The 14,084-nt window shown below is 36.6% G+C and carries 10 protein-coding genes; 3 read left to right on the forward strand and 7 right to left on the reverse strand.

The genetic code is table 11. From position 1 onward, the window contains the following. Positions 1-349 precede the first annotated feature (349 nt). The gene (locus BMY50_RS01910) at positions 350-901 is read left to right on the forward strand and encodes a hypothetical protein (protein ID WP_093317588.1); all 552 of its coding nucleotides are present in this window, start codon (positions 350-352) and stop codon (positions 899-901) included. A 157-nt stretch (positions 902-1,058) separates the two neighbouring features. Continuing rightward, positions 1,059-2,948 (forward strand): molecular chaperone HtpG, encoded by a 1,890-nt coding sequence (htpG, locus tag BMY50_RS01915; protein ID WP_093317591.1) that lies wholly within the window; start codon positions 1,059-1,061, stop codon positions 2,946-2,948. A 72-nt stretch (positions 2,949-3,020) separates the two neighbouring features. Here htpG and BMY50_RS01920 read toward each other — a convergent pair whose 3' ends face one another. Next, positions 3,021-4,469: a glyceraldehyde-3-phosphate dehydrogenase gene (locus BMY50_RS01920; RefSeq protein WP_093317594.1), complete on the reverse strand. Its 1,449-nt coding sequence runs from the start codon at positions 4,467-4,469 to the stop codon at positions 3,021-3,023. Between the two features lie 157 nt (positions 4,470-4,626). Next, a complete protein-coding gene (locus BMY50_RS01925) occupies positions 4,627-5,487 on the reverse strand; it encodes a sigma-70 family RNA polymerase sigma factor (RefSeq protein ID WP_093317596.1) in 861 nt (286 codons plus the stop codon). 475 nt (positions 5,488-5,962) lie between these two features. Here BMY50_RS01925 and BMY50_RS01930 point away from each other — a divergent pair, with 475 nt between their 5' ends. After that, entirely contained in the window at positions 5,963-7,162 is a 1,200-nt protein-coding gene (locus tag BMY50_RS01930; protein WP_093317600.1) for an acyltransferase family protein, read from the forward strand. Positions 7,163-7,270: 108 nt separating this feature from the next. On the opposite strand, the gene BMY50_RS01935 is transcribed toward BMY50_RS01930, so the two are convergent. The 5 genes from BMY50_RS01935 to BMY50_RS01950 form a co-directional block, all read right to left on the reverse strand. Next, positions 7,271-8,764, reverse strand: a complete 1,494-nt coding sequence (locus BMY50_RS01935; protein ID WP_093317604.1) for a sodium:solute symporter — start codon at positions 8,762-8,764, stop codon at positions 7,271-7,273. Between the two features lie 52 nt (positions 8,765-8,816). After that, positions 8,817-9,632 carry an N-acetylmuramic acid 6-phosphate etherase gene (gene murQ, locus BMY50_RS01940; RefSeq protein ID WP_093317607.1) on the reverse strand — a complete coding sequence of 272 codons (816 nt, stop codon included), beginning with the start codon at positions 9,630-9,632 and terminating at the stop codon, positions 8,817-8,819. A gap of 90 nt (positions 9,633-9,722) precedes the next feature. Next, positions 9,723-10,376, reverse strand: a complete 654-nt coding sequence (locus BMY50_RS28390; RefSeq protein WP_238383645.1) for a polysaccharide deacetylase family protein — start codon at positions 10,374-10,376, stop codon at positions 9,723-9,725. A 50-nt stretch (positions 10,377-10,426) separates the two neighbouring features. Next, entirely contained in the window at positions 10,427-12,241 is a 1,815-nt protein-coding gene (locus BMY50_RS01945; RefSeq protein WP_238383646.1) for a glycoside hydrolase family 9 protein, read from the reverse strand. 3 nt (positions 12,242-12,244) lie between these two features. Further along, positions 12,245-14,080, reverse strand: coding sequence for an outer membrane protein assembly factor BamB family protein (locus tag BMY50_RS01950; RefSeq protein ID WP_093317610.1), 1,836 nt, complete (start codon positions 14,078-14,080; stop codon positions 12,245-12,247). Between the last annotated feature and the right edge of the window lie 4 nt (positions 14,081-14,084).

Raw genomic sequence — 14,084 nt, forward strand, 5'->3', positions numbered from 1 at the left:
CTGGTGAAAAGCAAATGTCGTCTTTTTTTAAGGATTATAGGTGCGGGTGATTAATAAAATTTGTCTTTTTTGTAGTTAAAGCCTTTCTAACTTGGTTTTCGTTGTAAAAAATATTTGCATGCCAAAAAAAAGAGAATAATTTTTATCAAATTATTCATTTTTAATTGAGAATTCTGAAAAACACAAAAATTACTTGATGAAGAAAACAAAACATAATTTGGAATCTAATGGTATTTTAATGTGATTTGGTAGGTTTTTTGTGGTTAAATTGCTATATTTGAGAAGATAGAAGCAGGGTGGGAGCTGCTTCATTATTGTACTTATTCGTAAACAATTAAATTAAACTGAGATGGTAAATTTTGTGATGTTATTATTTGCAGGAATATTTGCAGATACAAAAGAGCAGGAACATACTGGAGGATTTGTGACAGACCCTAATGGGAAATATGTGGTTTTTCAGGAAGAAAAAAAAGAATTTGAAAGCGATATCGATCTTCAAGATTATGTGCTAGACTTTTTTGATGAAAAAGAAGTTGAGATAGAAAAGGAGAATACTCAACGGGTGAAGATCAGTGGTAAAACAATGCTTAAAAGGCATGCAGGCATAGGTAATTATATTGCCGGAGATTTGAATTATAATATGACATTTGAAAAAACACAAGATGGATATCGTTATTGGTTTACAGATTTGTCATACCAACCATATGTGAAGGATAGATATGGTAAGATTGTCCCGGCAAATGCAAAACCAATCCCTTTGGAAAAAGAAATGAGTAAAATAAACAAAGGTGTTTGGAAAAAGCAGCGGGAGTTTGCCTTCCAAACTATGAATGAGTTTGCCGGAAAATTGAATGATTATTTAGGCAGGGTAGATGCACCCAAGGTAATTGCTATTAATTAGGAGATCAATTTTCTTGAAGATTGAGAAGCCAGATTCAAGTTGAATCTGGCTTTTTTGTCAGTTATTGCCTGTCATACTGGCGCTTGAGAGCATTTGGAACATTGCTTGTGGGGAGTGTTTTGATTAATTGAATTATACCATCAAAATATAGAATAATATGCAAGAAAAAGGAAACATCTCGATCCATACCGAGAATATCTTCCCGGTAATTAAGAAATTTTTATACTCCGACAATGAAATTTTCTTACGTGAACTTGTTTCAAATGCAGTTGATGCAACACAGAAGTTAAAAAGATTGGCCTCTCTTGGACAATATCAAGGGGAAGTTGGTGATGTAACGATAAATATTTCTTTTGATGAGCAGGCGAAAACTATTACTATTTCCGATAAGGGAATCGGTATGACAGCTGAAGAAGTAAAGAAGTATATCAATCAAATTGCGTTTTCGGGTGCTACTGAATTTATGGAAAAATTCAAGGAAGCAAAGGATGCAAATGAGATTATTGGTCGCTTCGGACTAGGTTTTTATTCAGCATTTATGGTAGCTGATAAAGTTGAAATCCAAACGCTTTCTTACCAAGAAGGAGCACAAGCAGCCAAATGGGTTTGTGATGGAAGTACTTCCTATGAAATTAGTGATGGAAATAAAACCGAAAGAGGTACAGATATTATACTGTACATTAACCAAGAAGCTGAAGAGTTTTTAAATAAGTCTAGACTTGAAGAAATTTTAAACAAGTATTGTCGATTTTTACCTGTGCCAATTAAATTTGGAACAAAAACTAAATCTGAACCTGATGGAGAAGATGAGGAAGGTAAGCCTAAATACAAGTCTGTAGAAGAAGATAATATCATCAATAACACTAGTCCTGCTTGGACTAAATCACCTGCTGAACTAAAAGATGAAGATTATTTGGCCTTTTATCGGGAGTTATACCCTTTCGCTGAAGAACCCTTATTTTGGATTCATCTGAATGTTGATTATCCTTTCAATTTAACTGGAGTTCTTTATTTTCCTAAAATCAAGAACGATTTCGATATTCAACGGAATAAAATTAAACTTTTTTCCCGTCAAGTATTCATTACGGATGAGGTAAAAGATATCGTACCCGAATTTTTAATGCTATTACATGGGGTGATCGACTCTCCGGATATTCCATTGAATGTTTCGCGGAGCTTCTTACAAGCAGATAGCAATGTAAAACGCATAAGTAATTATATTACCAAAAAAGTTGCTGATAAACTGAATGAGCTCTTTAAATCAGAACGTAAATCTTTTGAGGAGAAGTGGAAAGATATTGGGCTGTTTGTTAAATATGGTATGGTAAGTGAAGATAAGTTTGCCGAAAAAGCGAATGACTTTGCTTTATTACAAAATTTCGATAAAGAGTTTTATACACTTAAAGAATACGCTGAGAAAGTAAAGGATCTTCAAAAGGATAAGAACGATCAAATAATTTATTTGTACGCTACTGATGCTGCTAAACAGGATAGCTTTATTTCGGCTGCTAAGAACAAAGGATATGACGTCTTGTTATTAGATTCGCCAATTGATGGCCATTTTGTGAATTATCTTGAACAAAAAGCCGAGAAAACACAGTTAAAGCGAGTGGATTCTGATGTGTTAGACAAGCTTATTCAAAAGGAAGAAGATGCAAAATTGGAGCTCAGTGAGGAAGAAAGTAATAACGTGAAGGCTTTGTTTGAGAATGCTATCAAGAAGGATAATATGCAGGTGGAAGTAGCTGCGTTAGCAAGTGATGAGATGCCTGTGACGGTAACAATGGATGAGTTTATGCGTAGAATGAAAGACATGGCACAGAATGGTGGCGGCGGAATGAATTTTTATGGAAGCTTGCCAGATAATTATAAAGTTTCTGTTAATGGCAATCACCCGCTTATTAAACGCATTTTGACTTCTGCTGACGACACTGAGAAGGAAAACTTAGCTAAACAGGCTTTTGATTTAGCTTTATTGTCTCGTGGCCTGCTTACAGGTGCAGATCTCACAAATTTTGTAAAAAGGAGCGTTAGTCTTATAGATTAATTCACCTAAATAAATAATAAAAAAAGCTTAACCCTGGGCATACCTGAGTTAAGCTTTTTTTGATTTGTACCTTTAGTAATAAGTTAAGCGTACTACACCTGCTATTTTTTTTGCTAACCGAACAACCTGTTTACTGTATCCATATTCATTATCATACCATACATATAACACTAAGGATTTACTGTCTGGGCCTATAAGTGTGGAAGGTCCGTCTATAATTGCTGTGTGGCTATTGCCTATAACGTCACTGCTTACTAGTTCTTTCGAGGAAGAATAATCAATTTGTTCCGATAACTCTCCAAATAATGCTTCATTTTTTAAGATTTCTTCAAGTTTTTCCAACAATATCGTTTTGTGCGTACTTAAGTTAAGTATAGCTAGTGAACCATTAGGTACGGGTACCCTAACAGCACTTCCTGTCAATTTGCCCGCGAGGTTTGGTATAACCTTATAAACGGCCTTGGCAGCACCTGTTTCAGTAATTACCATATTTAAGGCAGCTGCTCGTCCTCGACGTTCTTTTTTATGGTAGTTATCCAAAAGATTCTGATCGTTTGTATAGGCATGTATGGTTTCTACGTGACCTTTTTGTATCTTAAAGTTATCATTGATCAGTTGCAAAACAGGAACGATGGCATTGGTGGTACAAGATGCGCAAGTGAAAATATCCTCTTTTTTAAAGTCAACTTTTTTGTCGTTAATTCCTACAACTATGTCTGGAAGATCTCCCTTACCGGGTGCTGTTAGCAACACCTTGCTTATTCCTTTGGCATGTAGATGTTTGCTTAAACCAACTCGATCTCTTAATGTACCGGTGTTGTCTATTAGGAGGGCATTATTAATGCCGTATTTTGTATAATCGATCTCCTCCGGATGATCACTGTTTATAATATGTATACGTTGTCCATTTACAATGAAGCAATTATTGGGTTCGTCAATAGTAATTGTACCTTTGAATTCATGGTGTATAGAGTCCGATTTTAATAAATTTGCACGTTTAGATAAATCTTCTGTCTGAGAGGTTCTGGCAACGATTGCTTTTAGCCTTAATTGCTCTCCTTTACCTGTTTGCGTGATAATCTCTCTTGCTACTAATCTCCCTATTCTACCAAAGCCATAGAGTACGATGTCTTTAGGTTCAATTGAGTGCTTGTCTTTGCCAATATGAGCAGCAAGACGCCTCATTACAAAATCATAAACGGTGGCATATTTGTAATGGCTATCTGTCCATTGCGCAGCTAACGTTCCGATATCAATTCTACTAGGTGCAGAATTGCTGCTTTTAATGGCTTTTGCTATTTCTAGTGTGTCAAAGATGGATATATCTTTATTGCTGATTTCTCGTGCATGTTGATGTATTGCCAGTAACTCACTACTAGCTATATCAACTAAGGTTTTCCTAAAAAGCACCAATTCAATAGACCGCTCTAACCATAGATGCCCTACAATTGCTATCAATTCAAGTGTTTTCTTCTCTTTTTCGATCCAGGTTTGAAATTCTGTTTGGTTGATATTTGTCATTATGAAATTTAAATGGTTTATTATTGACAAATATATAAAATTTAGTGATTTTTGAAGGTATTTTTTATTAAATTGATAATATTGAAATGTAGGCGTAAAAAAAAGCATCCGCCATTTGGAGGATGCTCTCAGTTTTTATATCAAGAAATTTAAAAGCTTATCCTAGATAAGACTTTAATATTTTACTACGTGAAGTATGGCGTAAGCGTTGTAATGCTTTATCTTTAATTTGTCTTACACGTTCGCGCGTAAGATTAAAGGTCTCTCCAATTTCTTCAAGCGAAAGAGGATGGTTTGAGCCTAAACCAAAAAATAAAACAATTATTTCGCGTTCGCGTTCAGTTAAAGTAGCTAAAGACCTTTTTATTTCTTCAGATAGCGACTCATCTATTAAGGAGCTGTCGGTATTTGGATCGTGATTTTCCAATACATCTAACAACGTGTTTTCTTCTCCTTGAACAAATGGAGCGTCCATTGAAACGTGTCGGCCTGAATTGCTCAGTGTATCTGAAATTTTGTCTACCGTAGTTTCAAGTATGTCTGCCAATTCTTCAGGTGATGGTTCGCGTTCATATTCCTGCTCTAAGCGAGAGAAGGCTTTGCTTATTTTACTTAATGAACCCACCTGATTCAATGGTAAACGCACTATACGTGATTGCTCTGCGATAGCTTGTAAGATAGACTGACGAATCCACCAAACAGCATAAGAGATAAATTTAAAACCCTTCGTTTCGTCGAAGCGTTTTGCGGCTTTGATTAAGCCTAAATTTCCCTCATTAATTAGGTCCCCTAAAGTTAAACCTTGGTTTTGGTACTGTTTTGCTACTGATACGACAAAACGTAAGTTTGTTTTAGTTAAACGTTCTAAGGCTGCTTGGTCGCCTTCTCTGATCTTTTGAGCAAGAATTACTTCCTCCTCTGCAGTAATAAGGTCAACTTTACCAATTTCATGCAAATATTTATCTAACGATTGCGATTCGCGATTGGTAATTGACTGGGTTATTTTGAGCTGTCTCATTAATTATTTATATGCCCCTTTCTTTTATAAAGTGTGCAAAAGTACAAAAATTATTTTCTTAATAACGATTGAAAAGCAAAAAAGTTATCTGATTTTTAGGGTTTTATCAATTTTTTTCTGCATAAAATACTCAGCAAAAAACGAGCCAAATAAACGTGAAAAACGGTGATCCAAGCCCGAATGGCTATTGATTAAGTATTTATGAAATGATAATGACAAAATAATTTAATTATCATTTATTTCGTTACAATTATGAACTTATCTAATAGGTTAATATAAAAAAAACACATTGATTTGAAACAAAGGTTAGCAATACTGACTTTGTGTCATCAAACAAAACATTTTCATGGTGAAGGATATCGTTATGAGTAATGCGTTTTTTTGCGTTTTTGTTTATTAGAATTGCAATTTTCAATATTAGTGAGTAGTTTTATGTTAAGCAAAAGTAACTTCATACCAATAACTGATCTTTGTTATGTCGCAACGATATTATTCTTTAGATGTTTTCCGTGGCGCAACTGTCGCTCTTATGATTTTAGTCAATAATCCAGGGAGTTGGAGTTATGCTTTCTCACCGCTTAAGCATGCTCCTTGGCATGGTTGTACAGCCACAGATCTGGTGTTTCCATTTTTTTTATTTGCAGTTGGTAATGCTATGGCCTTTGTCATGCCGCGCCTAATGGATGCTGGCACCCATATATTTTGGAGAAAGATAGTGAAAAGAACGATCTTGATTTTTTTAATCGGCTTATTGCTTAATTGGTATCCTTTTGTGCAATGGACCGATGAGATATTAGTTTTTAAATATTGGGTCAATCCCACCGATGCGGAGAGTGGAATACGCATTTTTGGCGTATTACAGCGGATAGCTTTGTGTTATGGCATTGCTTCTATTATAGTATATTTTTTAAAACCAAAGAGTGTTATAATCGTAAGCGGACTTATTTTACTGATCTACTGGTTTGTTTGTGTATTATTTGGTGGTGTAGATCCTTATAGTTTAAAAGGTTGGTTTGGCACAGCAATAGATGAAAAGATTTTAGGGATTGCACACATGTATAAGGGAGAAGGTGTGGCTTTCGAACCAGAGGGAATTATAAGTACGTTTACAGCCGTTGTACAGGTGATAATTGGTTATTTAGTAGGAAATTATATTGTAAAATATGGGAAAGGATTTGCAAGCGGAAAAGAAAAACAGCACACATATCGAGTAATTAGTACACTTGCGGTTGTCGCGGCATTATTAACGTTAGCTGGTTTGACCTGGGGTTTGGTATTTCCTATTAACAAGAAAATTTGGACAAGCTCTTACGTGCTCTATACTAGTGGTTTGGCAATCACAACATTAAGTGTTTTGATTTGGTTCATTGAAGCGAAACAGATGAAGAATGGATTCACTAAATTTTTTGATGTATTTGGTAAAAATCCACTATTTATTTTTGTAATGAGTGCACTTATTCCTAAAACCTTATCATTGATACGAATTAATAATGGTCAAAATGCAGAGGGAAAAATCTTATATACTTCTCCGCTCAGATGGTTTTATACAGAGGTTTGCGCAAAGTTTCCGGGACCGCCGGAAGTTGGTTCATTTATATACGCCATCTGCTTTCTTACAAGTCTTTGGCTTATTTGTTATATAATGGATAAAAGAAACATTTATGTAAAGGTGTAGGTTGTTCGTTATTGGTTGCCAGTTGTTTGTTGTGAGTTGTTAGGGATGCTAATGAAAGTACAAAAGTTAGCATGGTAGACTGGTCGGACCGACCTCATAAGGCAAGCGTTAAGAAAAGTCTTGAACTTCTTCTTTATTCACTTTATTATTTTTACTAGTGATCAATAGCATTAGAAACGTTAAAAAACCATTAATTAAGATGAGCTCAAATCCCACTATGTATCCGATACTATTTTTCAGCCAGTAATCAACGCCGTAACAGAGGAAAGGTGAAATTAGACATATATACGGCACTAATTTATCTGTAACTGCACGTTTCGTAAACATCCCAAATCCAAATAATCCTAATAAAGGACCATAGGTATAACCTGCTGCAACAAATATAGCTATTACGACGGAATCGTTATTAATAAGACGAAAAATCAGAATAACGCCCAACATGAGTAAAGAAAATATAAAATGAACCTTGTTCCTTGTTTTAACTAAAGCAGGGTCATTTGGATCTATCTTTTTATTGAAGTTCAAAAAATCTACACAAAAAGAAGTCGTTAAAGCTGTTAACGCGGAATCCGTTGTAGCAAAAGTAGCTGCTGTAAGGCCGAGCATAAATATGATGCCTGGAACAACAGCCAAATGATTTAGCGCAATTTCGGGATAAAGGTGATCTGGCGTCTTCAAGCTTGCTATGTCTATATGGTTATTGCTTGCATAGATATATAGTAAAGCTCCTACTGATAGGAAAAACAGATTGATAAAGATGAAAATAGTTGTAAAGGTCAACATATTCTTTTTCGCTTCACCTATTGTTTTCATACTTAAATTTTTCTGCATTAAATCCTGATCTAGACCGGTCATCGCAATGGTTACAAAAATGCCTCCCAAGAACTGCTTCCAAAAATTGGCTTTGCTTCCCATGAAGTCTTCCCAAAAAAACATTTTCGAATAACTGCTGGTTTTTACGGTTTCAATTGTTTGTATCAAATTGAGATCGAGGCTGTCGGCAATAAAATATATAGAGAGCACAACAGATAGCAATAGGAAAAAGGTTTGAAGCAAATCAGTAATAATGATGGTTTTTAAGCCTCCTTTGTGTGTGTATACCCATATGAGCATCAGGCAGATAACAATCGTTAATGCAAAAGGAATATTCCAGGCGTCAAATATAAACCGCTGTAAAACAATTGCTACCAAGTACAAACGAAAAGCGGAGCTTATTGTTCTAGATATAAGAAAAATCATTGCACCTGTTTTATAGCTATAGTAACCGAGACGGTGTTCCAAATAAGCATAAATAGAAACTAAATGCATTCGATAATAAAGGGGCAGCAGAACGAGGGCAATAATAATAAAGCCTACCGCATTGCCTAATACAAACTGGAAATATCCAAAACTGCCATTGCCGACTGCTCCAGGAACAGATATAAATGTAACTCCCGAAAGTGCCGTGCCTATCATTCCGAATGCTACCACATACCATTTTGAGTTTTTATTGGCTATAAAAAACGTTGCATTATCAGATGACTTTCTAGAAGTTAAGTAAGCTATTGCTATTAATATTCCAAAGTATATTAATAGAAAGCTAAGCAAGGTTATGGGAGACATGTAAGGTTAAATTTATGATTTGCAATTTAATTAGAAGTTACATTTTCGATACTTAAGCCTTAATGTTCTGTGTTTGTTCTATGGCTTTACGGACACTTCCGTACTTTTCCAATAATTCATTTGCCTTTTCTTGACTTACACCAGTTTCCTGCATAATAATGCGGGCTCCTCTATTGAACAGTTTGTGATTGGTAAGTTGCATATCCACCATCTTATTGCCCTTAACCCTACCTAGTTTAATCATGATAGAGGTGCTGAGCATATTTAATACTAATTTTTGCGCAGTGCCTGCCTTCATGCGTGTCGATCCGGTTACGAACTCAGGTCCGGTAATAACCTCTATGGGGAATTTGGCTACTTTTGCAACGGGTGTATTGGCATTACAAACTAAACAACCAGTGGTAATTCCTGCGTTATTAGCGGCTGCCAAACCACCTATAACGTATGGCGTGGTGCCAGAAGCGGCTATTCCTATAATAACATCCTTGTCATTAATACTATGTTCCTGTAGATCTTTCCATGCTTGTTGTTCATCATCTTCGGCAAATTCAACAGCTTTTCTGATAGCCGTATCGCCACCTGCTATCAGTCCAACAATCCAGTCAAAGGGCACACCAAAGGTTGGAGGGCATTCAGAGGCATCTAATATTCCTAATCTACCGCTTGTGCCAGCTCCTATGTAAAATAGTCTACCACCTTCCTCCATTTTTTCCACTGTGACATTTACCAGCGCTTCAATCTGCGGAATAGATCTTTCAACTGCTTGCGGTACCGTTTGGTCTTCTTTATTAATATTGGTTAATAACTCGTTAACCGACATTTTTTCTAAATTGTTGTAATGAGATTCTTTTTCAGTTGTATTATCCATCGCTTTTTATACTGTCAAATCTTTTTTATAATATACCAAAAATATGCATTTTTATGCGTTTTTATATTTTAAAACTAAAAAAACATGCATTTATTGTTCCAATAATTCATTTATTTTTTTAAACTGGTAACCTTCAGTCAATAAACTATCAAGCAGCACGGGGAGCTTATGATAAAATTTATCTTTTCTTTGAGGCCCTGCGCCCAAGTGTATCAGCATAATAAAGCCATTGAGTCCATTTATCTGTTGCTTGTAATAGGAAACAACAGATGCTAAAATTTTATCCGACGGGCGATATCTTTTTCCCATTTCAGGGAATGTATAATCAGCCGTTGTGAGCGTTCCGGGCGTAAAGTTAATTAATTGTAAGGCATGATTACTAGTCCAAACATTTATTTCTTTATTGTACCATTCATATGGTGGAAGAAAGTAAGATGCATTTTCTTTACGAATGCCGAAAGAACTCATTTTCTTATAAACCTCATTTAGGTCTGTATCAAACTGGGCTTTGGTAATAAGCAAACTATCTCTTTTATTCCAATCGCAATACAAAAGGTGTTGATCAGAATGCGCACCCAGATAGTGTCCCGCATTTATCATATTCTTTATAAACGGATAATTCTCGGAATTTGCATAAAATCTTCCTGTCAAAAAGAAGGAGGCCTTTATTTGATATTGATTCAATATTTTGAGTATTGTGTCAGTACCTTCATTAAACTCATCTCCCGAAAAAATTAGACTCATATTCTTTTTTTGAATATCACCCCTATAGATAGCCCCATAGCTATCTTTAATTACTTTTTTGCTTGAGCTTCCTCCAGCAGCTCGTTTTCTTTTGCAGCTAAAAGATAAATGAGAGCCGCGGTACCGTCCATCGTGGGCTCATTTGTACTGTAATCACCATAATCGTCATGATAAACTGCAAGATCTGATTGAAATGGTTCATATTCATCAGATTTGACGAGTTCTATCCCAATTAATCCATTGAAGATATTACCATATACCGGGCCATCAACTAAACCGCCATCAATAGGGAAATTTTTTAAATGTGTAAAAGCTGAATGTGGATCTTTTGGCGTGTCACCCCAAGACGGTAAGCCGTAGACCATGCTTGTTCCCCAGGGATTACAGCCGAATAGCCAGTCTATATTTGCCTGCGCTAACGCCGCATAGGAATCATCATTTGTTAGCGTATTATACCATAAACATTGTATCGCTAATGAAACTGTTAGATTATTGCTGCACCAAATAAAAGGTACTCCTCTAAAAAAAGCGTTTTTCTTTGCCCTTGCCCATACTTTTTCAATCCCTTCTTGATAATATGAAATAATTTCTTCACGATCTTTTCCGGTTAATTTTTTAGCGAGCTCGTAATGTCCAAGATTGATGAAGGGATACCACTGATAATGTGAGGCAGTATCTTTCTCAAACCAAGGTGTTATCTTTTCCTGTTTAGCATATTCCAAGGCCTCCTGCTGAAACTTAGGCTCTTGCGTAATCTGCCATTGAGTAGCAGCAGCCAATTCCATATCGTCTACCCAATTTTCCTCAGCATAAATATAGGGTGATTTTACGGAAACCGTTTGGGTCACACCTGGCTTTATTTTGGCAAATTGATATGCGCTTATTGCTTTGTTTCTTAGTAAATTAGCATAAGATGTGTCTATTTGATTAAATAGAAGACTAGCCACGTTGAATGCACTGGCGAATTTTGCAGCAGTAGAACTTGTACCGGTTGTATTATTTAAAAATTTTCCGCGTTGCTGAGGTTTTCCATCTATAAAATACACAGGTCGTTCATGACCACGCCCATAAAGGCTGTCTTGCGCAGGCATACGCATGCCCGCGTGATCTCTATCATCAGCTATTTGGTTGAAAAGTAGGTGAGGTGCTGGATGCATTTTTAACAGCCAATCTAACCCCCATTTAGCCTCATCTAATACATCTGCAATACCGTTTTTTCCATCCAAGCCACCGGCATTTTTTTGATCACTGAAGACGCCTTGGAAGTCACGGTAAGCAGCGAGAAGATGATAAGTTGCATTAGCCGATGTTGTTGAATATTGCAAATAATCGGATGCATCATGCCACCCCCCAACGACATCAATTTTTGTACTATCAACTAATCCTGCTGTTGCAGCATATAAAGTAAAGCCGTCGTGTGTATGGCAGGAATCCTTTAAATAAGGGTTGTAACCACTGCGTTGCTGGCGCATATAACGAAGTGCAAAATCTGCAGTTCCTTTATATACATCCGGTGCAATGCGAAATGTAGGCGACTGAACGTTACCCGCTTTGATATAGTATGTGCCAGTGTCAGAAAAGGATGTGAAATCTAACCGATAGGTTTGCTTAAATGGACCGTATGTTCCATATTCATTGCCTGCTTGTTGTTTGAATACAATTTTGTTCGTTTTTGCTTCTATTACCGTAAAATCCGAAATAGAATGAGCGGTGAGCGCTCCCCAAACGGCTATTTTCATCCCTTTTGGCGTATAGCCTAGTTGATTAATTCTAATAACGGATTCTTGCGTTTTCTCTATTGGCTTTTTTACCGTGCAAGCATACCAGCTCAATAACCCCATTCCTATAAATAGCCATCCTTTCATGTATCAATAATTTAAATTTACAATCCTACCATCCATCGTACTAACAATAATTTGATTTTTTTTGAGTGCTAAAATAGGGTTTACTAAGCAATTGGATATTTTATACTGCCAGATTACCTTTCCCGATTGACGGTTTACTGCCGATAATAAGCCGGAGTTACTTGGAACAAATATTGTTTCGTTATTTTCAATAATAGCCGTGGGGGCCAGTTCATATGGGAGTTGTAAAGATGATTCCCACTCAACTTGCATGTCTTGGGCTTTTGTAGAAATACCTATAAGTTGCCCATCCATTGTTTTAGCATAAACGAGTGAGCGATCACTCGACAGTCCAATTGATTCCCGTACACGATATTCTTCCATTTTTTTTCGCCATATAAGCGTTCCGTTGTTTGCTTGCAAAGCAGTCATATATCTATCGGGGGCTACAATAAAAATTCGTCCATTGGCCGCTACCGGATAGCATGCGGCAGGAGATAGCATTCTGCTTGAAGCGCCATTGCTCCATTGCCATTTTTTAGTGCCTGTCTTAGCATCCAGCGCATAAAATTCATTTCCCCAGGTACCGAAATAAATTGTTCCATTGTAATACAAAGGTTTGGTCGAAACAAAACCCTTTAGTTTTTCGAAGCTCCATAGGAGCTTTCCGCTTTTTATATTGATAGCCCTAAATATGCCGTCTGAAGCACCAATATAAGCTATCCCTTTATGAATAACGGGGGAACCTAGCACCGCTTTATCTGCTTTAATTTTCCATAAAAGCGTTCCGCTTTTGGTATGAATGCCATAAATAAAGTTATCTGAAGAACCGACCACTAAAATGTTTTTCCATACGGAAGGAGTTGAATATATCTTTCCAGCGGTTTTAAAGGTCCAGATTTTCTTTCCGTTTTTAAGGTTCAAGGCATATACTTCACCATTTGTATTGCCTATAAAGACGGTACCTTTACCTTGGGCTATACCGGCACCTATATCACTATTGTCTTCAAAAACCCACTGCTGTTTAACTTTATTGTATTTTTTGTTGACAGCGTAATTTGGTCTTGCATATTGCAGCGAATTTTTTTCAAAGTGATGATTAACTAATTGAATTGTGTGCCAAGGTTCTTGAGTCGCACCGCCGGGGTTTCGTTCCTGATAAACGGCTTTGGAGGGGCTTATCGTTACTATATTATATCCACCACTAGGGCTTTTAGCGCGTAAGTTCGACCGACCCATAACACTAGGTATTCCCTCGAAGTTGTATGCTTTATTTATATGGCCGTGGCCACAGAGAAATAGACGAACATCCTGTTTTTTGATGCGATCTAGGGCTTCATACCAATTGTTTAAAGAGGAATCTTGGGGGTAGTGATTTACGTATATTAAAGGTAACTGGGTATCGACCTGTAATATAGAATCGAGCCAAACTAAATTTTCTCTTGGTACCTGTCCGGGGCTCATACGCATATTTGGGCCTGAGTTGGTTCCGGCAAAGCGATACCCATCATAGGTAAAATAAAATGTTTCGGAACCAAAAATATTTCGAAAACTATTGCCCCCACTTTCGGACCAATTGGTGTCATGATTACCAGGTATTACATAGTAAGGGATAGCAATGCTATCTAGTATTTGCTTAGCAAGTTTCAATTCTTCATCTGCACCAAATTCCGTAATATCACCAGAAACAATAACAAATTTTAAATCTATGTTTTCATTAATATCCTGCACCGTTCTTCGTAGATCATCGGCTCCTGTTTCGCTGCCAACATGTGTGTCTGTTACATGAGCAAATTTAAAGTCTTGCGTGTAGCCTTTACTTGCGATGAAGCAAAGTATTAATAAAATGAACCGTTTCATCTGT

The organism is Olivibacter domesticus (assembly GCF_900109575.1).
Lineage (GTDB): Bacteria > Bacteroidota > Bacteroidia > Sphingobacteriales > Sphingobacteriaceae > Olivibacter > Olivibacter domesticus.

Bases quoted from the DNA above. Each gene is read 5' to 3' on its own strand.
- BMY50_RS01910 (WP_093317588.1), top strand. From the start codon at position 350: ATGGTAAATTTTGTGATGTTATTATTTGCAGGAATATTTGCAGATACA.
- htpG (WP_093317591.1), top strand. From the start codon at position 1,059: ATGCAAGAAAAAGGAAACATCTCGATCCATACCGAGAATATCTTCCCG.
- BMY50_RS01920 (WP_093317594.1), bottom strand. From the start codon at position 4,469: ATGACAAATATCAACCAAACAGAATTTCAAACCTGGATCGAAAAAGAG.
- BMY50_RS01925 (WP_093317596.1), bottom strand. From the start codon at position 5,487: ATGAGACAGCTCAAAATAACCCAGTCAATTACCAATCGCGAATCGCAA.
- BMY50_RS01930 (WP_093317600.1), top strand. From the start codon at position 5,963: ATGTCGCAACGATATTATTCTTTAGATGTTTTCCGTGGCGCAACTGTC.
- BMY50_RS01935 (WP_093317604.1), bottom strand. From the start codon at position 8,764: ATGTCTCCCATAACCTTGCTTAGCTTTCTATTAATATACTTTGGAATA.
- murQ (WP_093317607.1), bottom strand. From the start codon at position 9,632: ATGGATAATACAACTGAAAAAGAATCTCATTACAACAATTTAGAAAAA.
- BMY50_RS28390 (WP_238383645.1), bottom strand. From the start codon at position 10,376: ATGAGTCTAATTTTTTCGGGAGATGAGTTTAATGAAGGTACTGACACA.
- BMY50_RS01945 (WP_238383646.1), bottom strand. From the start codon at position 12,241: ATGAAAGGATGGCTATTTATAGGAATGGGGTTATTGAGCTGGTATGCT.
- BMY50_RS01950 (WP_093317610.1), bottom strand. From the start codon at position 14,080: ATGAAACGGTTCATTTTATTAATACTTTGCTTCATCGCAAGTAAAGGC.